The 23,294-nt window shown below is 72.9% G+C and carries 20 protein-coding genes; 10 read left to right on the forward strand and 10 right to left on the reverse strand.

Annotation, left to right across the window (positions count from 1 at the left end; all coding sequences use genetic code 11):
* Positions 1 to 248 precede the first annotated feature (248 nt).
* A complete protein-coding gene (locus B5D80_RS12080; protein WP_088643930.1) occupies positions 249 to 1,925 on the reverse strand; it encodes a phospho-sugar mutase in 1,677 nt (558 codons plus the stop codon).
* 86 nt (positions 1,926 to 2,011) lie between these two features.
* Positions 2,012 to 4,171 carry a serine/threonine-protein kinase gene (locus B5D80_RS12085; RefSeq protein WP_088643931.1) on the reverse strand — a complete coding sequence of 720 codons (2,160 nt, stop codon included), beginning with the start codon at positions 4,169 to 4,171 and terminating at the stop codon, positions 2,012 to 2,014.
* A gap of 230 nt (positions 4,172 to 4,401) precedes the next feature.
* Between B5D80_RS12085 and B5D80_RS12090 the strand changes: the two genes are divergently transcribed.
* Together B5D80_RS12090 and B5D80_RS12095 are read left to right on the forward strand one after the other, a co-directional pair.
* Entirely contained in the window at positions 4,402 to 5,985 is a 1,584-nt protein-coding gene (locus B5D80_RS12090; RefSeq protein WP_088643932.1) for an acyl-CoA mutase large subunit family protein, read from the forward strand.
* A gap of 672 nt (positions 5,986 to 6,657) precedes the next feature.
* Positions 6,658 to 7,920: an amidohydrolase gene (locus tag B5D80_RS12095; RefSeq protein ID WP_088643933.1), complete on the forward strand. Its 1,263-nt coding sequence runs from the start codon at positions 6,658 to 6,660 to the stop codon at positions 7,918 to 7,920.
* Here B5D80_RS12095 and B5D80_RS12100 read toward each other — a convergent pair.
* Positions 7,877 to 8,893 carry a DUF4349 domain-containing protein gene (locus B5D80_RS12100; RefSeq protein WP_088643934.1) on the reverse strand — a complete coding sequence of 339 codons (1,017 nt, stop codon included), beginning with the start codon at positions 8,891 to 8,893 and terminating at the stop codon, positions 7,877 to 7,879. The two genes, B5D80_RS12095 and B5D80_RS12100, sit on opposite strands and share 44 nt — an antisense overlap.
* A gap of 121 nt (positions 8,894 to 9,014) precedes the next feature.
* Here B5D80_RS12100 and B5D80_RS12105 point away from each other — a divergent pair, with 121 nt between their 5' ends.
* The 4 genes from B5D80_RS12105 (at position 9,015) to B5D80_RS12120 (ending at position 12,549) form a co-directional block, all read left to right on the forward strand.
* Entirely contained in the window at positions 9,015 to 9,644 is a 630-nt protein-coding gene (locus tag B5D80_RS12105; protein ID WP_088643935.1) for an MBL fold metallo-hydrolase, read from the forward strand.
* Positions 9,645 to 9,647: 3 nt separating this feature from the next.
* The gene (locus B5D80_RS12110; protein ID WP_088643936.1) at positions 9,648 to 10,628 is read left to right on the forward strand and encodes a hypothetical protein; all 981 of its coding nucleotides are present in this window, start codon (positions 9,648 to 9,650) and stop codon (positions 10,626 to 10,628) included.
* A gap of 31 nt (positions 10,629 to 10,659) precedes the next feature.
* On the forward strand, positions 10,660 to 11,409 hold the full coding sequence (locus B5D80_RS12115; RefSeq protein ID WP_088643937.1) for an SCO6745 family protein: 750 nt from the start codon (positions 10,660 to 10,662) through the stop codon (positions 11,407 to 11,409).
* Between the two features lie 183 nt (positions 11,410 to 11,592).
* Positions 11,593 to 12,549, forward strand: a complete 957-nt coding sequence (locus tag B5D80_RS12120) for a GNAT family N-acetyltransferase (RefSeq protein WP_088643938.1) — start codon at positions 11,593 to 11,595, stop codon at positions 12,547 to 12,549.
* A 123-nt stretch (positions 12,550 to 12,672) separates the two neighbouring features.
* Here B5D80_RS12120 and B5D80_RS12125 read toward each other — a convergent pair whose 3' ends face one another.
* Positions 12,673 to 13,128, reverse strand: a complete 456-nt coding sequence (locus tag B5D80_RS12125; RefSeq protein ID WP_067304651.1) for a gamma-glutamylcyclotransferase — start codon at positions 13,126 to 13,128, stop codon at positions 12,673 to 12,675.
* A gap of 106 nt (positions 13,129 to 13,234) precedes the next feature.
* Between B5D80_RS12125 and B5D80_RS12130 the strand changes: the two genes are divergently transcribed.
* Positions 13,235 to 14,638 (forward strand): NAD(P)H-quinone dehydrogenase, encoded by a 1,404-nt coding sequence (locus tag B5D80_RS12130; RefSeq protein ID WP_088643939.1) that lies wholly within the window; start codon positions 13,235 to 13,237, stop codon positions 14,636 to 14,638.
* 69 nt (positions 14,639 to 14,707) lie between these two features.
* Here B5D80_RS12130 and B5D80_RS12135 read toward each other — a convergent pair whose 3' ends face one another.
* Both B5D80_RS12135 and B5D80_RS12140 read right to left on the reverse strand, forming a co-directional pair.
* Complete coding sequence (locus tag B5D80_RS12135; protein ID WP_088643940.1) at positions 14,708 to 15,040, reverse strand: helix-turn-helix domain-containing protein; 333 nt, start codon at positions 15,038 to 15,040, stop codon at positions 14,708 to 14,710.
* Positions 15,037 to 15,405: a type II toxin-antitoxin system RelE/ParE family toxin gene (locus B5D80_RS12140; protein WP_088643941.1), complete on the reverse strand. Its 369-nt coding sequence runs from the start codon at positions 15,403 to 15,405 to the stop codon at positions 15,037 to 15,039. The genes B5D80_RS12135 and B5D80_RS12140 overlap by 4 nt, the downstream gene beginning before the upstream one ends.
* A 479-nt stretch (positions 15,406 to 15,884) precedes the next feature.
* On the opposite strand from B5D80_RS12140, the gene B5D80_RS12145 reads away from it, so the two are divergent.
* Both B5D80_RS12145 and thrS read left to right on the forward strand, forming a co-directional pair.
* Entirely contained in the window at positions 15,885 to 16,163 is a 279-nt protein-coding gene (locus B5D80_RS12145; RefSeq protein ID WP_088643942.1) for an excalibur calcium-binding domain-containing protein, read from the forward strand.
* Between the two features lie 195 nt (positions 16,164 to 16,358).
* Positions 16,359 to 17,573 carry a threonine--tRNA ligase gene (thrS, locus tag B5D80_RS12150; RefSeq protein WP_088643943.1) on the forward strand — a complete coding sequence of 405 codons (1,215 nt, stop codon included), beginning with the start codon at positions 16,359 to 16,361 and terminating at the stop codon, positions 17,571 to 17,573.
* Positions 17,574 to 17,624: 51 nt separating this feature from the next.
* On the opposite strand, the gene B5D80_RS12155 is transcribed toward thrS, so the two are convergent.
* The 4 genes from B5D80_RS12155 to B5D80_RS12170 are packed head-to-tail and all read right to left on the reverse strand — an operon-like array spanning position 17,625 to position 22,384.
* The gene (locus B5D80_RS12155; RefSeq protein ID WP_088643944.1) at positions 17,625 to 19,658 is read right to left on the reverse strand and encodes an ABC transporter ATP-binding protein; all 2,034 of its coding nucleotides are present in this window, start codon (positions 19,656 to 19,658) and stop codon (positions 17,625 to 17,627) included.
* Positions 19,655 to 21,388, reverse strand: a complete 1,734-nt coding sequence (locus B5D80_RS12160; RefSeq protein WP_088643945.1) for an ABC transporter ATP-binding protein — start codon at positions 21,386 to 21,388, stop codon at positions 19,655 to 19,657. Before B5D80_RS12160 ends, B5D80_RS12155 begins: the two co-directional genes overlap by 4 nt.
* Positions 21,382 to 21,912, reverse strand: coding sequence for a MarR family winged helix-turn-helix transcriptional regulator (locus B5D80_RS12165; protein WP_088643946.1), 531 nt, complete (start codon positions 21,910 to 21,912; stop codon positions 21,382 to 21,384). The genes B5D80_RS12160 and B5D80_RS12165 overlap by 7 nt, the downstream gene beginning before the upstream one ends.
* 25 nt (positions 21,913 to 21,937) lie before the next feature.
* Positions 21,938 to 22,384, reverse strand: a complete 447-nt coding sequence (locus B5D80_RS12170; protein ID WP_088643947.1) for a DoxX family protein — start codon at positions 22,382 to 22,384, stop codon at positions 21,938 to 21,940.
* Between the two features lie 84 nt (positions 22,385 to 22,468).
* Here B5D80_RS12170 and B5D80_RS12175 point away from each other — a divergent pair, with 84 nt between their 5' ends.
* Positions 22,469 to 23,038 carry a TetR/AcrR family transcriptional regulator gene (locus B5D80_RS12175; protein ID WP_088643948.1) on the forward strand — a complete coding sequence of 190 codons (570 nt, stop codon included), beginning with the start codon at positions 22,469 to 22,471 and terminating at the stop codon, positions 23,036 to 23,038.
* Positions 23,039 to 23,294 lie beyond the last annotated feature (256 nt).

Raw genomic sequence — 23,294 nt, forward strand, 5'->3', positions numbered from 1 at the left:
TTGCGCCATGTCACCGATACAGCGGTATCCCCGGGCGCGGATACCGCTATTTAACCCACATCGGGTTGACCGCATGGCCGGGCGCACCGCACCCGACAAGACCGCCTTATCGCGGTCGGCCGATTCGGTCGATAAGGCCGCACGATGTCGCCGATATAGCGGTATCCACCCCGTCCGGATACCGCTATATCGGCGACATTGAGTTGATCATGCGCTTGCCGCGTGGCGAACGGTGCGGCGGGCGGGGATCAGATGCCGAGGGCGGTGGCGACCTCGGCGCGCAGCGTGGTGAGCGCCGCCGCCGCCCGGGTCCGGGCCGCCGGCACGTCCCCCTCCGCGACCGGCTCCACCACCTCCAGGTACGCCTTGAGCTTCGGCTCGGTCCCCGAGGGACGGATCACCACCCGGGCGGCGGCGGTCCGCAGGATCACCACGTCGGCGTCGGGCAGCAGATCCCGCGCTTCGGTGACCGGCGCACCGAGCAGCGTGGTCGGGGTGGCCGCCCGGACCCGGGCCATCGCGTCGGCGATGATCCGCAGGTCGTCCACCCGTACCGACAACTGGTCGGTGTGGTGCACGCCGAACTCGGCGGCCAGCTCGTCCAGCCGGTCGGTCAGCGTGCGCCCCTGCGCCTTCAGCCCGGCGGCCAGTTCGGCGACGGTCAGCGCGGCGGTGATGCCGTCCTTGTCGCGTACGTGGTCGGGGGCCACGCAGTAGCCGAGCGCCTCCTCGTAGCCGTACGCCAGCGGCGGGGTACCGCCCCCGGCCCGGACGATCCACTTGAACCCGGTCAACGTCTCGTCGTACGCCCGGCCCCGGGCCGTGCACAGCGCCCGCAGCAGGGACGACGACACGATCGTGGTCGCGTACAGGCCGTCGACGCCACGGCGCATCAGATGGTCGGCGAGCAGCACCCCCACCTCGTCCCCGCGCAACATCCGCCACCCCGTCCCGGTGCCCGCCGGCTCGCGGATCACCACCGCGCAGCGGTCGGCGTCCGGGTCGTTGGCGATCGCCAGGTCGGCGTCGGTGGCGTCGGCGAGGGCCACCAACCGGTCCACCGCGCCGGGCTCCTCCGGGTTGGGGAAACTGACGGTGGGGAAGGCCGCGTCCGGTTCCGCCTGGTCGGGCACCACCCCCGGGGTCGGGAAACCCGCCCGGGCGAAGGCCGCGGTCAGCACCGCCGCCCCTACCCCGTGCAGCGGGGTGTACGCCACCCGCAGGTCACGCGGCCCGCCCGGGGCGATCACCGCGACGGCCCGCTCCACGTACGCGGCGACCAGGTCGTCGCCGAGCACCTGGCCTGGCGGCCCCAACGGCACCTGCGCCAGCGGGCCGACCGCCCGGATGGCCGCCTCGATGCCGGCGTCGGCCGGCGGCACGATCTGCGCCCCCGCGCCGAGCGCCCCACCGAGCTGGGCACCCAGGTAGACCTTGTAGCCGTTGTCCTGCGGCGGGTTGTGGCTGGCCGTCACCATCACCCCGGCCACCCCGCCGAGCCTGCGCACCGCGTAGGCCAGCACGGGGGTGGGCAGCGGCCGGGGCAGCAGCAGCGCCGGCCGGCCCGCGCCGGTGGCGACCCGGGCGGTGCGTTCGGCGAACTCCCGGGAACCGTGCCGGGCGTCGTACCCGATGACCAGCGGACCCTCGCCGCCCTCGGCGGCGAGCCAGCCGACCAGCCCGGCCGCCGCCCGGGTGACCACCGCGAGGTTCATGCCGTTCGGCCCGGCGCGCAGCGGGCCGCGCAACCCGGCCGTGCCGAAGGTCAACGGGCCGGCGAACCGGTCGGCCAGCTCCGGCGCGCTGGCCGGCAGCCGGTCGAGCACGGCCCGCAGCTCGTCCCGGCTGGCCGGGTCGGGGTCGTCGTCGAGCCAGCGTCGAGCCTGGTCGCGCATCCGGTCGAGGTCAGTGGTTTCCGCCGCCATGCCCCTTGATAGCACGGCGGCGGATCACCGGGTCCGGTCGACCCGGATCACCCCGTCCGGCGGACCGGCCCGCCCCGCGAGCCTGCTCAGCTCGACCCGGTGAGCTGGAACGACTTGACCATCTCGTCGAAGATCGGCTTGCTCTCGGCGAACCTGGCGTCGCTCGCGGTGAGGTAGAACGAGTAGACCTTCCCGTCGTGCACCACCCCGCGCCAGACCCCGTGCCGCTTGTCGTCGCCCTCGCCGCAGGTGTACTCGAACTCGGCGGCCGACTTGCCGGCCAGCTCCTTCTCACCCATCGCCAACTGCTCGTAGGGCTTGGCGCAGGAACTCTTCGGTTTGCGGAGGTTGTCCGCCGCCACCTCGGCCCAGCGGGTCGAGGAACTGCCGAACCTCTCGGTGAGGATGCGCACCTTGCGGCCCTTGTCCTGCGGGTCGACGTAGTCGATGTAGACCCCGCCGGTCGCCCGCTGCCAGTCCTTCGGCACGTTCACCCGGATGCCCCGGGCGCTGTGCTCCTGCATCGGCGGCAGCGCACCGCCCCCGGCGGTGGGTGCGCTCGGGCCCGCCTGCGGGGGTGGGGTCGACTCCGGGTCGCCGCCGCTGAACAGCGCCACCGCGCCGATCAGCAGCACCACGACCAGGCCGCCGGCCGCCGCGAGCTGGAGCTTGCGCGGCCAGCCCTTCACCGTGCCGACGAGTCGACCGCCGACGCCCTTCGCCCGCCCGAGCGCGCCACCGTCGGCCCCGCCCGGCGGCGGGGGCGGCGACGTCCACGACTGGCCGGTGCCGGGGATGGACCACTGCCCGCCGTACACCGCCTGGGTCGGCTCGGCGTTCCCGCCGTAGATGGCCTGGGTCGGCTCCGCCGCCCCGTAGGCGGGGCGGCCGCCCGGGGTGCCCGTGCCGATCCGCTGGGTGGCGTCGGCGGTGCCGCCACCGATGCGCTGGGTGGCCTCCGGGGTGCCGGGGGCGATCCGCTGGGTGGCGTCCGGGGTGATCCGCTGGGTGGCCTCGGTCCTGCCGTACGTCCCGGCGGTCGGGCCGGTCGGCAACGCGCCGGCGGCAGGCCCGGTCGGCGGCGGCATCGCGCCGGTCGGGGTGTGCAGCGGGCCGGCGAGCGCGTCGGCGCTGGTGTCGTCGAGGGCGGCGGCGGAGGAGGTCGCCACCGGCTCGGGGCGTTCACCCCGGCGCAGCTTCGCCAGCCGGTCGGTCAGCGACTCGCCGGCGGCCAGCATCGCCCGGCCGCCGATCTGCCCGCTCGGCTTCGACTCGGCCGGCGGCGCGGCGATGGCCGGCGGCCCCGACGGCCGCTGCACCGGCACCACCGAGTACGGGTCGGTGATCGAGTTGACCGCCGTCGCCGTGCTGGTCAGCGGGCCGGCGAGGAGTTCGCGCAGCATCGCCCGCGCGGTGTGCACGTCGAGCCGGCGGGCCGGGTCCTTCTCCAGCAGTCCCATCAGCACCCGGGTCAGCGGGCCGCTGCGCTGCGGGGTGGCCGGCGGGTCCTCGACCACCGCGTGCATGGTCTCGATCGGGTCGCCCTTGTCGAACGGGGGACGCCCCTCGACGGCCGTGTAGAGGGTCACGCCGAGCGAGAACAGGTCGCTGGGCGGGCCGAAATCCTGCCCCATGGCGCGCTCGGGGGAGATGAAGTGCGGCGAGCCGAGCACCATCCCGGGGGTGGTGAGCTGGACGTCGGTGGGCATCCGGGCCACCCCGAAGTCGGTCAGCACGCAGCGGCCGTCGGTGCAGATCAGCACGTTCGCCGGCTTGACGTCGCGGTGCAGCACCCCGTTGGCGTGCGCCACCTCCAGCGCACCGAGCAGCGCGATGCCGATCTTGGCGACCGCGCGCCCGGCCACCGGGCCGTCCTCGATCACCATGTCGGCGAGGCTGCGGGCGTCCAGCAGCTCCATCACGATCCACGGCCGGCCACCCTCGGTGACCACGTCGTACACCTGGACCACGGCCGGGTGCTGGATCGCGGCGGCGGCGCGCGCCTCGCGCAGGGTGCGTTCGTACATCGCGTCCCGGTCGCTGGGGGCCAGCCCCGGCGGCAGGACGACCTCCTTGACCGCCACGTCACGTCGCAGCAGGGTGTCTGTCGCGCGCCAGACCGTGCCCATGCCGCCGTTGCCCACCGAGGAGCGCAACTCGTACCGGCCGCCGATGGTGGTGCCGGGTGCTGCGCGTCCGTTGGGAGGACTCACTGGTCCGCCGCTCCACGTCGGGATCTGAGTCACAGGAAAAGCCACCGGGAAAGTCGAGGGGGCTGGGACACAACCTCTCTATCTTGCTGGTTCCGACGCCCGATGCGAAACCCGACGCGGCGGACCTTTGTGCTATCCGACCGTACCCAGCGCCGGGTCGAACGGTGTGTACCTGGCCGTTCACCTCCCGTCGACCGATGCCGAACCGAGATGTGCGCCATCCCTCACCCCACCGACGGCCCCACGCGTCCTACCATCCGTGGATGAGTGAAGCGCGGGCGAGCGAGTCGGGGTTCCCCATCAAGGGTGTGTACACGGCTGCGGACCTCCCCCCGGAGCTGGACTCCCGCCTGGGCGAGCCGGGTCGTTACCCGTACGCCCGGGGGGTCTACCCGACGATGTACACCTCCCGGCCGTGGACGATGCGGCAGTACGCCGGCTTCGGCACCGCCACCGAGTCCAACGCGCGCTACCACCAGCTGCTGAAGGCCGGCACGATGGGCCTGTCGGTCGCCTTCGACCTGCCCACCCAGATGGGGTACGACTCCGACGACGCCATCGCGCACGGCGAGGTGGGCAAGGTCGGGGTGGCGATCGACTCCATCGAGGACATGCGGCTGCTCTTCGACGGCATCCCGCTGGACAAGGTCTCCACCTCGATGACCATCAACGCGCCCGGCTCGGTGCTGCTGCTGCTCTACCAGCTCGTCGCCGAGGAGAACGGCCTGTCCGGCTCGGCGCTCAACGGCACCATCCAGAACGACATCCTCAAGGAGTACATCGCCCGGGGGACGTACATCTTCCCGCCGAAGCCGTCGCTGCGGCTGGTCGCCGACACCTTCGCGTACTGCCGCAAGGAGGTGCCGAAGTGGAACACCATCTCCATCTCCGGCTACCACATGGCCGAGGCCGGTGCGACGCCCGCGCAGGAGATCGCGTTCACCCTGGCCAACGGGGTGGAGTACGTCCGGGCCGCGCTGGCCGCCGGGCTGGCGGTGGACGACTTCGCCCCCCGGCTGTCGTTCTTCTTCGTGGCCCGCACGACCCTGCTGGAGGAGATCGCGAAGTTCCGGGCCGCCCGGCGGATCTGGGCCCGGCTGCTGCGCGACGACTTCGGCGCGAAGGACCCGAAGTCGATGATGCTGCGGTTCCACACCCAGACGGCGGGGGTGCAGCTCACCGCCCAGCAGCCCGAGGTGAACCTGGTCCGGGTGGCGATCCAGGGGCTGGCCGCGGTGCTCGGCGGCACCCAGTCGCTGCACACCAACAGCTTCGACGAGGCGATCGCGCTGCCCACCGAGAAGGCCGCCCGGCTGGCCCTGCGTACCCAGCAGGTGCTGGCGTACGAGACGGACCTGACCGCCACCGTCGACCCGTTCGCCGGGTCGTACGTGGTGGAGGCGATGACCGCCGAGATCGAGACGGCGGTCAACGACCTGATGGACCGGGTCTTCGACCACGGTTCGGCGGTGGACGCGATCGAGGCCGGGTTCCAGAAGCGGGAGATCGAGCAGTCGGCGTACCGGTTCGCCCAGCAGATCGACGCGGGGGAGCGGGTCGTGGTCGGGCTGAACCGCTTCCAGATCGACACCGAGGAGCCGTACGAGCCGCTGCGGGTGGACCCGACGATCGAGGCGACCCAGGCGGAGCGGCTGGCCCGGCTGCGGGCCGAGCGGGACGGCGCGGCGGTCGAACGGGCCCTGGCCGAGCTGCGGGCCGCCGCCGAGGGTGACGAGAACGTGCTCTACCCGATGAAGGAGGCGCTGCGGGCCCGCGCCACGGTGGGCGAGGTCTGCGGCACGCTGCGCCAGGTCTGGGGGACGTACCGTCCGAGCGACCGCTTCTGATCTTCGGGCCGACCGCCGCGGTGCCGGTCGGTGCGCCGCCCGCGACCCGGCGGGCGCGCCGACCGCGACGTTGACCCACACGGCGGCCCCCGCCGGCAGTCCGCTGCCGGCAGGGGTCGCCGTCGTCGTCCGGTCGGGGCCGCTAGGGGTCGCCGGGCAGGGTGGGCGGGGCTACCGTCGGTGACAACCTGGCGATGGTGTGCCGGTCGGGCCGCCCGGATGGTGGGCGGTCCGCGTGGCCGGGGCGTGCCGGGCGGGGTTCGTGGGTAAACCCGAGCGGGTGAACGGGACGGACAGCATGTCCGGGCGCGCCCGGAGCCGCCGTGTCACCGTCGGGAACCGGTTGATCACCCGGCGGCGTCGGCTAATTGTCGGACCGGCGGCCAACCGGGGCGACCAATGCGACAATTCGGATACGACGGCCCCGGATCGACGCCGATTTCGCGACCGCCCAATCGGTTACGCGTTGTAGGAGGTGGGGGGCAGATGACGGCGTCCGACCGCGATCTACCTGCTGTCCCGCAGATATTCGAGCCCTCCCACCAGGGCTTACGTGACGCTGTGCGCTCTGATCGCTACCGTAACGAGGTTGCGCAGCGTCACCATCGGAGGTCTAGGCTGTCTGCTGTCCTCCCCGAAGATCCATCCATTTCTAGTGATCGAGAATTCGACGTGACGAGTGCGTTGACGCTGCCGAACGGCAGCCAGCTGGCGTCGTCCTGGCCGGAGGCGCCGTCCGGGTCCCAGCCCCTGCCCCACGATCTGGATCACCTGCTCGCGCTGCGGGTACCCGGTCTGATCGCCACCCGCCGCCACCTCCACTCCCACCCGGAACTGTCCGGGGAGGAGTTCGAGACGGCGGCGCTGATCGCCCGGGAACTCACCCTCGCCGGGTTGCATCCCCGACTGCTGCCCAAGGGCAACGGGGTGATCTGCGACATCGACGGGCGGCCGGACGGCCCGGTCGTCGCGCTCCGCGCCGACATCGACGCGTTGCCGCTGACCGACCCCAAGGAGGTCCCCTACCGGTCCACCGTGGAGGGGGTCTGCCACGCCTGCGGTCACGACGTGCACACCGCGGTGCTGCTCGGCGTCGGCATGATGCTGGCCCAGCTCGCCGACGCCGGCCAGCTCGACGGCCGGGTCCGGCTGATCTTCCAGCCGGCCGAGGAGATCCTGCCCTGCGGCTCGCTGGAGGTCATCGAGGCCGGTGGGCTGGAGGACGTCGTCCAGATCTTCGCCCTGCACTGCGACCCCAACCAGCCGGTGGGGAAGGTGGGCCTGCGGGTCGGCCCGATCACCGCGGCGGCCGACAACGTCACCGTGAAACTCAGCGGGCCCGGCGGGCACACCGCCCGCCCGCACCTGACCGTCGACCTGGTCGACGCGCTCGGCCGCCTGGTCACCCAGGTTCCGGCCCTGGTCAACCGCCGGGTGCCGGCCAACAGCGGGCTGCTGCTGGTGTTCGGCCACGCCTCGGCCGGCACCCGGTACAACGTCATCCCGTCCGAGGCGTGCGCGGCCGGCACCCTGCGGGTGATGGACCGCGACACCTGGGAGCGGGCCCCCCAGATCGTCGCTCAGGTCGTCCGGGACGTCATCGCGCCCACCGGCGCCACCGTCGACCTGGAGTACCTGCGGGGCCGGCCACCGGTCAGCAACGACGCCCGCGCCATCGGCATCCTCACCGCCGCCACCGCCGCCGCGCTCGGCCCGGAGGGGATCGCGGAGACCCCGCAGAGCATGGGCGGCGAGGACTTCTCCTGGTACCTGGAACACGTCCCCGGCGCGCTGGCCCGGCTCGGCGTCGGCCGGGTCGGCGGCCCCACCGTCGACCTGCACCGCGCGTCGTTCGACGTCGACGAGCGGGCGATCCCGGTCGGGGTACGGCTCATGGTGCAGACCGCGTTGCGGGCACTGGCGGCGGTCCGCTAGGCACCGGCGGGTGGCCCCCGCCGCCGCCCGGTCCCACCGGCGGGTGGCCCCCGCCGACCGGTCCCGCTGGCGGCGCGGGCCGCCGCTGGCGGCGTCGCCGACGCAGCAGCACCACGGCCGCCGTCACGGGCAGCCCGATGAGCAGCACCCAGGGCAGCAACGCCCCCAGCACGGTGAGCAGCACGCCCATCGAGGCGAGGAAGACCGTCCAGCCGCCGCGCAGGCCCACCATGAAACCGGTCCGGTCCTCCTCCTGCTCGTCGTCGGCCGTCGAGGCGTCCCGGCCGACGAAGGTCACCGTGACCGTGGAGAGCGCGGTCAGGTCGGCCAGCCGACGCTTCTTCGCCTCCAGCGAGGCCAGGTCCGCCTCCCGGCGGCCCACCTCGTTCTCCAGGGAGACCAGTTCGGGCACCGTGTCGGCCCGCGCCAGCAGCCGCCGGGCACTGTCCACCCGGGCCCGCTGCGTGGTGATCCGGGCGTCCAGGTCGACCGTCTCCTCGGTGACGTCCTGGGTACGGATCTCGCGGCGCTGCTGCCGCCCGTAGGTGGCCAGCTCGTCGACGAGCGCGGTGAACTTTGCCGCCGGGACCCGCAGCTCCAGCTCCGCCTGCGCGGACGCCGAGACGCTGCGCCGCTGGTCCCCACCGACGAACCCGCCGGTGGCGGTGACCGCCGCCACCGCCCGCCGGGCCGCCGCCTCCACGTCGTCCACCTGCACCCGCATCGTTCCGGTGTAGATGATCGCCCGCTGGTCGACCCGCAGGTCCGGCGCACCCGTACCGGCCTGTCCCGCGGCCGCGTCCCGGTCCGGTGCCGCGCCGCCCGGCGCCCCCTGCACCGGTGCCTTCTCGGCCGGTGCCGAGCCGGCCGAATCGCCGCCCCGGTCGTTCGCCCCGCACCCGGCCAGCAGCAGCGCCGCCAACCCCAGCGCCGCCAGGGCCCGCGTCCCGGTTCTCGCCGTCCTCAGTGTCATCCCCGCTCCCGTCGTCGTCCGTCCCCCGGTTCCGGGGCGATAGCTCGGACGCGGCGCACGGCCGCCCCGGTTCCGGCAGACTGCGCTGAGGACATCACGATTCGATATTCGAGGAGTCACGATGCGGCTCACCAAGTACACGCACTCCTGCCTCCGCATCGAACGCGACGGGGCGGTGCTGGTCGTCGACCCCGGCGTGTTCAGCGAGGCGGCGGCGCTGGACGGGGCGGACGCGGTGCTGGTCACCCACGAACATCCCGACCACCTCGACGTGGCCGCGCTCACCCGCCGGCTGGACCGGGAACCGCTCCCGGTGTACGGGCCGGCCGCGCTCGGCGCGGTCCTCGGCGACGCGGCGCAGGCGCTCACCCCGGTCGCCCCGGGCGACACGTTCACCGCCGCCGGCATCCCGGTCCGCGCCGTCGGCGGCCGGCACGCCGTCATCCACCCCGACATCCCGGTGGTGGAGAACGTCGGCTACCTGTTCGACGGCACGGTCTACCACCCCGGCGACGCGCTGCACGTCCCCACCGACGTCGAGGTGCAGACCCTCTTCGCCCCGATCCACGCGCCGTGGTCGAAGTTCTCCGAGGTGGTCGACTTCATCCGGGCGGTCGCCCCGCGCCGGGCGTACGCCCTGCACGACGCGTTGCTCAACGACAACGGCTACGGCGTGCTCGACCGGCAGTACACGGCGCTGTCCCGCACCGACTACCAGCGGCTGGAGCCGGGCAGCCGGATCGACGCCTGACCCGTGGCCGTCGACGAGTCCGAGCTGGCCCGGCAGCTCTACCGCACCCCGCCCGACCGGTTCGTGGCCGCCCGGGACGCCGCCGTCGCCGACGCCCGACGGGCCGGTGACCCGGCCACCGCCCGGCGGATCGCCGGCTGGAAGCGGCCCACGGTGGCGGCCTGGCTGGTGAACCTGCTCGCCCTGGACCGTCCCGAGCTGGTCGCCGACCTCGGGCCGCTGGCCGAGGCGCTGCGCACCGCCCAGCGTGACCTCAAGGGCCCCCGGCTGCGGGAACTCTCCGCCCAGCGGCGGGAACTGGTCGCCGCCCTGGTCACCGAGGTACGCCGGATCGTCGCCGACCTTCCCGACGCGCCGCCCGCCGCCCGGCTCCCGCTGGCCGAGGTCGAGGCCACCCTGCACGCGGCGCTCGCCGACACCGCGGTCGCCGAGCAGGTCCGCACCGGACGGCTGCTGAAGGCGGTGCACCACTCCGGCTTCGGCGAGGTGCCCCGTCCGCAGCTCCGACTGGTCACCGGCGGCGGGGAGGCGGCTGCCGGCGGCGGGGCGGAGCGTGCCGGTGGCCGGGCGGCGCACGGCGTTCCGCAGCGGGAGGCCGACCGGGGCGGGGCGCGGCGGGCCCGGGACGCGCAGGCGGCGGCGCGGGCCGCGCGGGCCGAACGGGCGAAGCGCCGCCGCGCCCTGGACCGGGAGCTGGCGGCGGCACGGGCCGCCCAGCGTCAGGCCGAACGGGACCTGGACGGCACGACGACGGCCGAGCGGGACAGCGTCGCGGCGCTCGACCGGATCGAGGGTGAACTGGCCGAACTGGAGCGTCGTCGGGCCGTCGCCGAACAGGAGCTGAGCCGGGCGAAACTGGCCCGCCGGGCGGCCGAGCGGACGCTCACCGCGGCCCGCCGCCGCACCGGTGAGGTGCAGGGCGCGATCGAGGCGGTGGACGCCGAGGAGGCGGACCCCACGGCGGGCGGTGAGGAGGCAGACTGAACGCGATGAATGCGTGTTACGGGCGTGCGGGATGACGCCGGAACAGGTGGCCGCCGGGAGCAAACCCGCCGTGCTGGAGCTGGGGGAGTTGTTCACCCGCTGCCCGGGGACCCTGCGCCGGGCCAGGACGATGGGCATCCCGGGCTGGGCGTTCTACGTCACCGGGCGGGCCGGCGCACTGGGCGACATCCGCGCCGAGACGGTGGCGGCGGCGCTCGGCTTCCTCGCCCCGGAGGCGGTCGCCGACGGATGGGACACCGCCGTGCGGGTGGTCCGGCCGCTGGAGGTGGCCACCGCCCACCTGACCGAGTGCTGCCGGTGGGGCGCCCAGCATCTCGACGACCTGCCCGGCACGCCCCGGCTGACCGCCCTGCTGGAACGGGTGGTGGCCGCCGCCGACGCGACGGGCATGCCGCTGTTCGCCGCCTGGCGGGCGATGCCGCTGCCCGCGCACGCCGAGGGCGCCCGTGCCGCCGTGGCGCTGCTGCTGCTGCGGGAACACTTCACCGGGGCCTACCTGCTCGCCGTACGGGCCGCCGGGATGACCCCGCTGGAGGCGGTGCTGGCCGGGCCGGAGGGGGAGGCCGGGGCGGCGGCGTGCGGGTGGTCCCCGCCGTATCCGCCGGTCGGGCCGCTGGTGCGGCGTCGGCTCTGGGCCGAGGCGGTGACCGACCGGTTGGCCGCGGCCGGGTTCCGGGCACTGCGCCCGGCGGAGGGCCGGGAACTGATCGAGCTGCTCACCGACGTACGGGCCCGGCTCCGCGCCGAGGCGGACGGCTGACCCGCCCACCCGGCCCGGTCGGCCGACTCCCCGCCGGCCCGGCGCGACCGGTCTCGGCCCGACCTGATGCGCCGGAGGCCCGGCTGGTCCCGGCCCGGCCCGATGGACGGCGGCCCGGCGTGACCGGCCGGTGGCCCGGAAAATCGGCGGCGGGGCGGCGGGCCGGCTGCCAGGATCTGCGGCGTGACGCTCCCCGCCGGCTGGACCGCCCGCCGCCCCACCCTGGACGACGTGCCCGCGCTGCTCGCCGTGGTGCACGCCGCCGACACGTTCGCCATCGGCCACCCCGACTTCGACGCCGACGACGTCCGGGCCGCGCTGACCGCGCCGTTCTTCGACCCGCAGCACGACTCCTGGCTGCTGACCGATCCTGATCAGCAGGTGGTGGGCTGGAGCGTGGTCGACAACCCGACCGGGGTGGGCCGCGAGTACGTCGACGTGTTCGTCGACCCGGAGCGGGCGACGGCGCTGCGGGCCGTGCTGCTCGACCGGATGCTGCACCGGGTCGCCGAACGCGCCACCGAGCGGGGCCGGCCGGCGCTGACCGTGCGCGCCGCCGCCTGCGCGCCGGAGACCCGCTGGGCCGGCGAGCTGACCGCCGCCGGGTTCACCCGGGCCAAACGGTACGTGCGGATGAGCCGGTCGCTGGCCGACCTGCCCGCCGAGCCGCCGCCCCCGCCCGGGGTGACCGTCCGGCCGCTGCGGGCCGGTGACGAGGCCGACCTGCGGCTGTTCCACCACATCCACGACACCGCCTTCCGGGACACCCCGGACTACGAGCCGGCCGGGTTCGAGGGCTGGCGGGACCGGCTCACCGACGGCGGGCGGGTCTGGGACGAGTGGTTCGTCGCCGAGGTCGACGGCGAGCCGGCCGGCGCGCTCAACTCGTCGGACCAGGCGCTGGAACAGGACATGGGCTGGGTGCGCACGCTGTCGGTGCTGCCCGCGTACCGGCGGCGCGGGGTGGGGGCGGCGCTGCTGCGGCGGGCGTTCGCGGTGTACGCGGCCAAGGGCCGGGGGCACGCCGGGCTCGGCTTCGACCTGGCCAACCCGACCACCCCGGTCACCCTCTACCGCGCGGTCGGGCTGCGCGAGACCCGCTGGATCGACCTGTACGAGCGCAGCGTGCCCGCCGCCTGAGCGGGCCGGCACCGGTGCGGGCGGGCTGCCGTCGGCCGGCCCGGTGTGGGCCGGGTGACGCCCGGCGGGGTCGCCGTCGGGTGGCCCCGCCGCCGGGAGCACACTGGACGGGTGCGATACGCGTTACGCCGAGGCGGTGCCGGTGGGGCGGGACCGCAGCTCGGAGACGTAGTCGTCGGGCGCGCCCGCCTTCTCGGCGGCGTTGGCGATCTCCGACAGGTACCAGGCGGTCGGCAGGCCACCCTCGTAGCCGTCGAAGACGTACACCCAGGCGGTCACGTCCCCGTCCAGCGTCGAGACCCGCACGGTGAGCTTGCGGTACGTGCCGGCGGTGACGCCCTCCAGCTCGTCGAGTTGGGCGGCGTCGTACGGGTCGATGTCGTACAGCGCCACGAAGACCCGGTCACCCGGGGACTCGACCACGGTGCTGACGGACCCCTCCCAGCCGATCACGTCCTCACCGGCGAAGGTCAGCCGCCACCCCTCCAGCCAGCCGACGCCCACCATGGGCGAATGCGGGCAGTAGGCCCGCATCCGGGCGGGGTCCAGGTTTGAGCCGTAGGCCGCGTAGTGACGCACGGCGATGACGATAGCCCGGCGGACGGGTGGGGGAGAATACGACAGTGCGTGTCGGACGGGTCGGGGAGAAGAAAGTCACTGTGAGCACCGAGGAAGGACGAGGGCTGTGAGCCACATCGTGATCATCGGCGGGGGGCCGGCCGGCTACGAGGCGGCCCTGGTCGCCGCCCAGCTGGACGCCGACGTCACCGTGGTGGAGGCCGAGGGTGCCGGCGGGGCGTGCGTGCTCTCCGACTGCGTCCCGTCGAAGACCTTCATCGCCAGCTCGGAGGTGGTGACCGGCTACCGGGACACCGAGGAGTTCGGCATCCACTCCGACGGCCTGGAGGCGGTCACGGTCGACGCGCGGGCCGTGCACGCGCGGGTGAAGCGGCTCGCCCTGGCCCAGTCCGCCGACATCCACACCAAGCTGATCAAGGCGGGCGTGACCTTCGTCGCGGGCACCGCCCGGATCGGTGAGGACACTCTCGGTCATACCCACCGGGTCGTGGTCACCCCCGCCGACGGTGGCGCCCAGTACACGATCGACGCCTCCACCGTGCTGGTCGCCACCGGCGCCACCCCGCGTCAGCTCCCCACCGCGCTGCCCGACGGGGAGCGCATCCTCACCTGGCGGCAGGTGTACGACCTGCCCGAGCTGCCCGCCCACCTGATCGTGGTGGGTTCCGGCGTCACCGGGGCCGAGTTCGCCAGCGCCTACCTGGCGATGGGGGTCGAGGTGACCCTGGTGTCCAGCCGGGACCGGGTGATGCCGCACGAGGACGCCGACGCGGCGATGGCCATCGAGCACGTCTTCCGCAGCCGGGGCATGACCATCCTCAACAACTCCCGCGCGGACGCGGTCCGACGCGTCGGCGACGGCGTCGAGGTGGTGCTCTCCGACGGTCGGGTGGTGACCGGTTCGCACGCCCTGATCGCCGTCGGTTCGATCCCGAACACCGCCGACCTCGGCCTCGCCGAGTACGGCGTCGAGCTGGCCAAGGGCGGCTACGTCACCGTCGACCGGGTGTCGCGTACCAACGTCCCCGGCATCTACGCCGCCGGCGACTGCACCGGGGTCCTGCCGCTGGCCAGCGTCGCCGCCATGCAGGGCCGGATCGCGATGTGGCACGCCCTCGGCGAGGCGGTCCGGCCGTTGCGGCTGCGGACCGTCGCCGCGAACGTCTTCACCGACCCGGAGCTGGCCACCGTCGGCGTCTCCCAGGACGAGGCGGACGCCGGCCGTACCCTGGCCCGCCAGGTGATGCTGCCGCTGACCGGCAACGCCCGCGCCAAGATGGACGACCTGGCGGACGGCTTCGTCAAGCTGTTCTGCCGCCCGTCCACCGGCCAGGTGGTCGGCGGCGTGGTGGTGGCTCCGAAGGCCAGTGAGCTGATCCTGCCGATCACCATGGCGATCGAGAACAACCTCACCGTCAACGAACTGGCCCAGACCATCACGATCTACCCGAGCCTGTCCGGTTCGATCACCGAGGCCGCCCGCCAGCTCATGCTCCACGAACTCGAATGACCCCCTGGCCCGGGTCGGGCGTCGGTCGTGCTCCGGCCGATATCCGACCCGGGCCGGGACGGCGTGCGGTCAGGCCACGTTGAGCCGGATGTTTCCGATGCGGGCGACCACGTCCACCTGGCCGCCGAGGCCGGTGACATAGGCGCGGAGCGATTCCAGGCTGGTGTGCTCGCCGTTCTCGATCTGGCTGATTCGGGCCTGGGACAGGCCGGCGGCCTCGGCGAGCTGTTGTTGGGTCATGCCGAGCTGCCGGCGGATGTCGGCCAGTTGCGCGCCGCTGACGGAGGCGAGCATCCGTTCCCGGAACCGACCACGACGGGTGACCCGCTCGGGGTCGTCCCAGGATGGGTCGATCTCACGCGCCTTGGCCCTGACCTCACGCCAATCGGAACCGTTGCTCATCGTTGCGCTTCCTTAAGTGCGATCAGGTGTTCCTCGAACCTTGTGTCGGCGAGCGGCACGGCCTTCCGGTACCAGCTCTGCCACTGACCCGACTTGTCGCCGGCGACCAGGAAGACCGCCTCACGTAGCGGATCGAAGGCGAAGATCATCCTGATCTCCGTGGTGCCACTCGACCCTGGTCGCAGCTCTTTCATGTGATGGAACGAGCTGCCCTTGAGCCGGTCCACCAGTGGACGTCCCAGCGCCGGGCCGTGCTCGGCGAGCAGGTCGATGGCCTCACCCACCAGATCCGCGCTGGCCGGATCGACGCGGCACAGGTCGAGGAACCACGCCTCCACCTCGGGATGCAGCCTGACGTCCCACACCTGCCAAATATAAGCGATCCTTATGGGCTTGCCGAGGTTTCCCGCACCGGAGACCGGGCCGGTCGCGCTGGCCACGGCCACCGTCGGTGACCGCGTGGCTGCGCACACCAGGGTGGTGTGCCGCCCGCCGCACGACGGCTGCCGCCCGGCGCGGCCGTCGGGAGGGGGTCGGCGAAGCGGAGGGCGTCGGCGTACCGTTGAGTACGCGGCCCCCACACCGTCAGGTCCCCCGTTCCTGACGAGCGGGCCGCCGAGGGTCGCCGGCAGGTCCCGTGCCGGCGACCCTCCCCCTTTCCGGCACCGCCACCACGACGGGTACGTGTGTCACTGCCGGTGCGGCGCATCCGCGCCGAAATCGGCGGAGGGATGATCGCCGTTCGGTCACGGCGCTTGTCGGCACGCGGACAGCAGGCTCCGCCCACGGGTGCCGCTCGGATAGCGTGCCGGGCCCAACCGACATTTCTTCCGGAGGCTCGCAGATGCTTTCCACGCTGGTGCGGGGTGCGCTCGTCGTGACCCTGGCGCTCGGCAGCACCCTCGTCGTCGTGACCGGCCCGGCCGAGGCGGGGGCGACGAGGTACAAGAACTGCACCGCGCTGAACAAGAAGTACAAGCACGGGGTGGGCAGGAAGGGCGCGAAGGACAAGGTCCGGGGCAGCACCAAGCCCGTCACGAACTTCACCGTGTCCGACTCGGTCTATGCCAAGAACACCCACCTGGACCGGGACAAGGACAAGGTCGCCTGCGAGAAGCGCTGAAAAATGCGGTCGCCCGGGGCGTCGCGGAGGTCGTACGGTGGCGGCATGCGCAGTGCTGTGGTGACCACGACGCCGGGAGATCCCGGCGTGCCGCACTGACGTCTTCCGTCGACGAGGCCCCGGGCGATCCGCCCGGGGCCTCGTGGCGTTCCGGGCACGGTCGCCTCCGGGTCGTACCCGATCAAGGAGCGCGACATGATCGACCACCGTAAGCTCGGCCGCGAACTGGACCTGTTCGTCTCCGACCCGCTGGTGGGTGCCGGGCTGCCGATCTGGCTGCCGGCCGGCGCGGCGGCCCGGCACGCCGTCGAGGAGTACGTCCGCGAGTTGGAGCGCCGGGCCGGCTACCAGCACGTGTATTCGCCACCGCTGGGCAGGCGCGAGCTGTTCGCGCTGTCCGGGCACCTCGGTCACTTCGCCGACGAGATGTTCCCACCGATGCGGCTGGGCGGCGACGAGTTGCTGCTCCGGCCGGCGCTCTGCCCGCACCACGCCCTGGTCTACCGGGCCCGGGGCCGCTCCTACCGGGAGTTGCCGCTACGGGTCGGCGAGTTGGGCGGGATGTACCGGGCGGAACGGTCCGGGGTGCTCGGCGGCCTGGCCCGGGTGCGGGCGATCTCGCTCAACGACGCGCACAACTTCTGCACCCTGGAGCAGGTCGGCGACGAGGTGCGGGAGATCCTGCGGCTGATCCGCCAGGCGCACGCGGCGCTCGGCGTCCGCCCGGCCGGGTTCCGGCTGTCGCTGCGCGGGCCGGGCGCGAGGTACGTCGGCGACGACGCGTCCTGGGCCCGCGCCGAGGAACTGCTGAGGTCCGCCCTCGACGGGGTGGACCACGTGGCGGCCCCCGGCGAGGCCGCGTTCTACGGCCCGAAGATCGACATCCAGGTGGTCGACGCGGCCGGCCGGGAGTCGACCATCTCCACCGTGCAGATCGACTTCGACAAACCGGAGAAGTTCGACCTGTCGTACACCGATGCGGCGGGTGCCCGGCAACGGCCGGTGCTGGTGCACCGCAGCCTGGTCGGGAGCATGGAACGGCTGTTCGCCTACCTGATCGAGGCGCACGGGGGCGCCTTCCCGCCCTGGTACGCCCCGGTGCAGCTGCTGCTCCTGCCGGTCGACGCCGGGCAGGCCGGCGCGGTGGACCGGCTGGCCCGGCGGGCGGTCGACGCCGGCCTGCGGGTCGAGGTGGACGCGGGCGGCTCGCTGGGTGCCCGGGTCCGCGACGCGGCCCGCCGCCGGGTGCCGTACGTCGGGGTGGTCGGTGCCCGGGAGGCGGCCGACGACGCGGTCGCCCTGCGGCTGCGCGACGGCCGCAGCCTCGACCCGATGCCGGCGGCGGACGCGGTGCGGCTGATCGGCGCGGTGGTGGCGGCCCGCTCGGCGGAGCTGCTCCCCGCCGGCTGACGGTGCGGGGGTCGGGGGACGACGCCCCCGGCCCCCGCACCGGCCCGTCACTCAGCCCCGGGCCGGAGCCGGTGCCGCCGCTGCCGGCGTGGCCTCGTCGTCGACCACCGCCGCGGCGAACTGCGCCTGGTAGAGCCGGTGGTACGCGCCCCGCGCGGCGAGCAGTTGCCGGTGGGTGCCCTGCTCGACGATCCGCCCGTTCTCCATCATCAGGATCAGGTGGGCGTCGCGGATGGTGGACAACCGGTGGGCGATGACGAAGCTGGTCCGGTCGGAGCGCAGCGCCGCCATCGCCCGTTGCAGCAGCACCTCGGTACGGGTGTCCACCGAGCTGGTCGCCTCGTCCAGGATCAGTAGCGACGGCTCGGCCAGGAACGCCCGCGCGATGGTGATGAGCTGCTTCTCACCAGCGCTGATGTTGCTGGCCTCCTCGTCGATGACGGTGTCGTACCCGTCGGGGAGGCTACGGACGAACCGGTCCACGAAGGTGGCCCGCGCGGCGGCGAGGATCTCCTCCTCTGTGGCGTCCGGGCGGCCGTAGGCGATGTTGTCCCGGATGGTGCCGCCGAACAGCCAGGTGTCCTGGAGCACCATGCCGATCCGGCCGCGCAGGTCGTCGCGGCGCAGTGTGGTGATGTCCACCCCGTCGAGGGTGATCCGCCCGGAGTCCAGCTCGTAGAAGCGCATCACCAGGTTGACCAGGGTGGTCTTGCCGGCGCCGGTCGGGCCGACGATGGCCACGGTGTGACCGGGTTCGGCGACCAGGGACAGGTCGTCGATCAGCGGGGTCTGCGGGTCGTACCGGAAGGAGATGTTCTCGAACTCGACCCGGCCGTGCGGTTCGACGACCCGGGCCGGGGTGGCCGGGTCGGGGCTCTGCTCGTCGGCGTCGAGCACGGCGAAGACCCGCTCGGCGGAGGCCACCCCGGACTGGAGCAGGTTCGCCATCGAGGCGACCTGGGTCAGCGGCTGGGTGAACTGCCGCGAGTACTGGATGAACGCCTGCACGTCACCGAGGCTCATCGCCCCGGAGGCCACCCGCAGCCCGCCGACCACGGCGATCGCCACGTAGCTGAGGTTCCCGACGAACATCATCGCCGGCATGATGATCCCGGAGATGAACTGGGCACCGAAGCTGGCCCGGAACAGTTCCTCGTTCTTGGCGTGGAAGGTGGCCTCCACCTCCGGCGAGCGGCCGAAGACCTTGACCAGTTCGTGGCCGGTGAACGCCTCCTCGATCTGGCCGTTCAGCTCGCCGGTGTGGGTCCACTGGGCGATGAACTTCTGCTGCGACCGCTTGGCGATCTGCTGCGTCACGATCACCGACAGCGGCACCGCGACCAGCGCGACCAGCGCGAGCAGCGGCGAGATCCAGAACATCATCGCCAGCACGCCGACCACGGTCAGCAGCGAGGTGAGCAGTTGGCTCAGCGTCTGCGACAGGGTCTGCGAGATGTTGTCGATGTCGTTGGTGACCCGGCTGAGCAGTTCGCCGCGCGGCTGCCTGTCGAAGTAGGGCAGCGGCAGCCGGTTGAGTTTCTCCTCCACCTCGGCGCGCAGCCGCAGCACGGTGGCCTGCACGACCCCGTTGAGCAGCCAGCCCTGCCACCACATCAGCAGGCTGGCGGCCACGTACAGGCCGAGGGCGAACAGCAGCGTCCGGCCGAGGGCGTCGAAGTCGATGCCCACCCCGGGGACCACGTCCATCCGGGCGACCATGTCGGCGAGGTTGTCGTTGCCGGCGGCCCGCATCCCGGACACCGCCTGGTCGACGGTGGTGCCGGGGGGAAGCTGCCGGCCGATCACCCCGGCGAAGATGATGTCGGTGGCGTGGCCGAGGATCTTCGGCCCGATCACGCTGAACCCGACGCTGGTCACCGCCAGGGCGATGATGCCGCTCAGGGTCACCCGGTGCGGTCGCAGCCGGCCGAGCAGCCGGCGGGCCGACGGCCCGAAGTTCATCGACTTCTCCGCCGGCATGCCGGCGCTCATCCACGGCGGCCCACCGCCGCGCCGGCCGGCCGCCGGCAGCCGCTCCGGCGTGGTCGCCTCCGGGGCCTTCTTCTGCTCGGGTACGGCGGTCATGCCGGCACCCCCGCCGTCTGCTGCGACGCCACGATCTCGGCGTACGTCGGGCAGGTGTCGAGCAGCTCGTCGTGTCGGCCCATTCCGACCACGCCTCCGTCCTCCAACACGATGATCTGGTCGGCGTCGATGATCGTGGAGACCCGCTGGGCCACGATCACCACGGCCGCGTCGGCGGTTACCGGCCGCAGCGCGGCCCGCAACCGGGCGTCGGTGCCCAGGTCGAGCGCCGAGAACGAGTCGTCGAACAGGTAGATCTCCGGCTTACGGACCAGTGCCCGCGCGATGGCGAGGCGTTGCCGCTGCCCACCGGAGACGTTCGTGCCGCCCTGCGCGATCGCCGCGTCCAGGCCACCGGGCATCTGGGCCACGAAGTCCCGGGCCTGGGCGATCTCCAACGCCGTCCACAGTTCCTCGTCGGTGGCGTCCGGGTTGCCGTAGCGCAGGTTGCTCGCCACCGTGCCGGTGAACAGGTACGGCTTCTGCGGCACCAGGCCGATCCGCCGCCACAGCTCCTCCGGGGCCAGCTCGCGGACGTCGACCCCGTCGACCAGCACCGTGCCGGCGGTCGGGTCGACCAGCCGGGGGATCAGGGTCAGCAGGGTGGTCTTGCCGGCACCTGTCGACCCGATCACGGCGGTGGTCCGCCCCGGGGTGGCCCGGAACGAGATGTCGTGCAGCACCGGCGCGCTGGCCCCCGGGTACTGGAAGGCGACGCCGCGCAGTTCCAGCTCCCCGTGGCCGTCGACCCGGGTGACCGGGTTGGCCGCCGGGACCACCGAGGACTCGGTGTCCAGCACCTCGGTGACGCGTTCGGCGCAGACCGCCGCGCGCGGCACCATCATCAGCATGAAGGTGGCCATCATGACGGCCATCAGGATCTGCATCAGGTACGCCAGGAAGGCGGTCAGCGCGCCGATCTGGATCTGCCCGGAGTCGACCCGCTGGGCGCCGAACCACAGCACGGCGACACTGGAGACGTTGAGCACCAGCATCACCACCGGGAAGATCAGCGCCATCAGCCGGCCGACCCGCAGGGCGGTGGCGGTCAGGTCGGCGTTGGCCACCCCGAACCGCTGCGTCTCGTACGGCTCGCGGACGAACGCCCGGACCACCCGGATGCCGGTGATCTGCTCGCGGAGCACCCGGTTGACCGTGTCGATCCGGGTCTGCATGAGCCGGAAACCGGGCACCATCTGGCGGATGACCAGACCCAGCGCGACGGCGAGCACCGGCACGCTGACCAGCATCAGCCAGGACAGGCCGATGTCCTCCCGCAGTGCCATCACCACCCCGCCGACGCTCATGATCGGCGCGGCGACCAGCATGGTGCAGCTCATCAGCACGAGCATCTGCACCTGCTGCACGTCGTTGGTGTTGCGGGTGATCAGCGAGGGCGCGCCGAAGCGGGCCACCTCGCGGGCGGAGAACCGGTTGACCTGCCCGAAGATCGCCGCCCGGACGTCCCGGCCGAAGGCCATCGCGGTCCGCGCGCCGAAGTAGACCGCCGTCACCGCGCAGGCGATCTGGACCAGGCTGACCAGCAGCATCCAGCCGCCGGTACGGATGATGTAGTCGGTGTCGCCCCGGGCCACCCCCAGGTCGATGATGTCGGCGTTGAGGCTCGGCAGGTAGAGCGAGGCCATCGTGCCGACGAACTGGAGCAGCACCACCGCGCCCAGTGGCCGGTGGTAGGGCCGCAGGTAGCGGCGCAGCAGGCTGATCAGCACGGATGGCTCCCGGGCCTCGGGTGGTCGGTCGTTTCCTGGTGCTGTGTTGTCAACCTCTTGTCCTCCCCGTCGGACATGGTCGTGATGACCTCGATCAGGAAATCCCGGATCACCTCGCGTCGGGCCGGGTCGGCGTCGACGGAGGTGAGCGGGGTGTCGGTGCGCATCCGGTCGACCAGGGAGCGGATGTGTTCCCGCCCCTTGTCGGTGAGCGCCAGTCGTACGCTGCGCCGGTCGGCGTCGTCGCGGCGACGCTCGACGAAGCCGTCCCGTTCGAGGGTGTCGACGATCCCGGTGAGGGTGGCCGGCCGGACGAAGCAGCGGTCGGCGACGTCCCGGTGGGTGGCGTCGTCGAGGTGGTTCAGGGTGAACAGCACCCGCATCCCGGCCGGGGTCAGGCCGTGGTGTTCGGCCAGGTATCGACCCCAGCGCTGGTCGACGAGGTGGCCGGCGACCGACAGCAGCCGCCCGATCGGCACGTCACGGAGCACGGCGGGAAAGACGATCAGTGGTTCCCTCTGCACGCTGAGTATGTTAGCTCCCAAATCGTCAGGGGCCAAACAGAATGGTCAGGGCGGTGCCGACGTAGAGAATCTGCATCGCCGTACGCGTGCCGAGCGGGGTGACCGGGCGGCCCGCCAGCGTCAGACGTCGCCGGGCCGCCGAGACGTTCGCGGGGAACATCGCCACCAGTAGCAGCGCCAGCCCGGCGGCGGCGGGACGGGCGGTGGCCGGGATCAGCAACCCGGCCGCGCCGGCCAGCTCCAGCACCCCGGTGACCGTGACCAGCGTGCCGGGGTGGGGCAGTCGGGGCGGGACCATGGCGATCAGATCCTCCCGACGAGGTGACACGAAATGGGCGAAACCGGTCATGATGAAAAGTAGTGCCAGCCCGACGCGGAGTGCGGGGTGCCAGCCGTCGAGCGCGTCCACGCCGGCCAGTCCGGCCAGGCGTGCGACGGCTGTGCCGACGATCAGGGCGATAAACGGAACCACGGATACCTCCTCGGCGCAAATCTTTATGCTGGCAAGATTGGATCGCCGATGGTCTTCTTGTCAATGCAAAGTTATCCTGGTGTCATGACCGTCACCCGGCCCTACCACCACGGCGACCTGCCCCGCGTCCTGCTCCAGGCGGCGGTGACGGCGATCGAGGAAGCCGGGCCGGCGGCCCTGAGCCTGCGCGACCTCGCCCGCCGTACCGGCGTCTCCCACGCCGCCCCGACCCACCACTTCGGCGACAAGGCGGGACTGCTCACCGCCCTCGCCGTCGAGGGGTTCGACCTGCTCGCCGCCACCCTGACCGCAGCCGGCGACGACCTGCTCGACGTGGGCGTGGCGTACGTGGACTTCGCCGTCCGTCACCGGGCGCACTTCGAGGTGATGTTCCGACCCGACCTCTACCGGGCCGACGCCCCCGAGGTCCGGGCCGCCCAGGAACGGGCCGGCGCGGCGCTGCACACCGGCGTGGCGACGCTACCGCCCGACCGGGCCGAGCCGGGCGAGGCGCGCACGGACGCGCTGGCTGCCTGGTCGATCGTGCACGGCTTCGCCACCCTCTGGCTCTCCGGCGCACTACCCGCCGACGTCGAGGCCGACCCCCGCATCGCCGCCCGCACCGTCATCCGCCGCCTCTTCCCCCCACCCTGACCCCCCACCCGCGCCTCCCCTCACGCCCCGCCCCTCACGCCCCGCCCCCTCTCGCCCCGGTGATCAAGAGATTCGCGTCAGATCACCGCTCCGAGTTGACGCAAACCTCTTGATCGCCGACCACCGGGGCGGTGATCAAGAGAAAAGAGTCAACCGGCGGGGTGCGGATGACGCAAACCTCTTGATCACCGGGGCGAGAGGGGGCGGGGCGTGGGTGGTGATCAAGAGGTTTGCGTCAACGGGCGGGGGTGGGGGT

This window comes from Micromonospora wenchangensis (assembly GCF_002210435.1).
GTDB classification, from domain to species: Bacteria; Actinomycetota; Actinomycetes; order Mycobacteriales; family Micromonosporaceae; genus Micromonospora; species Micromonospora wenchangensis.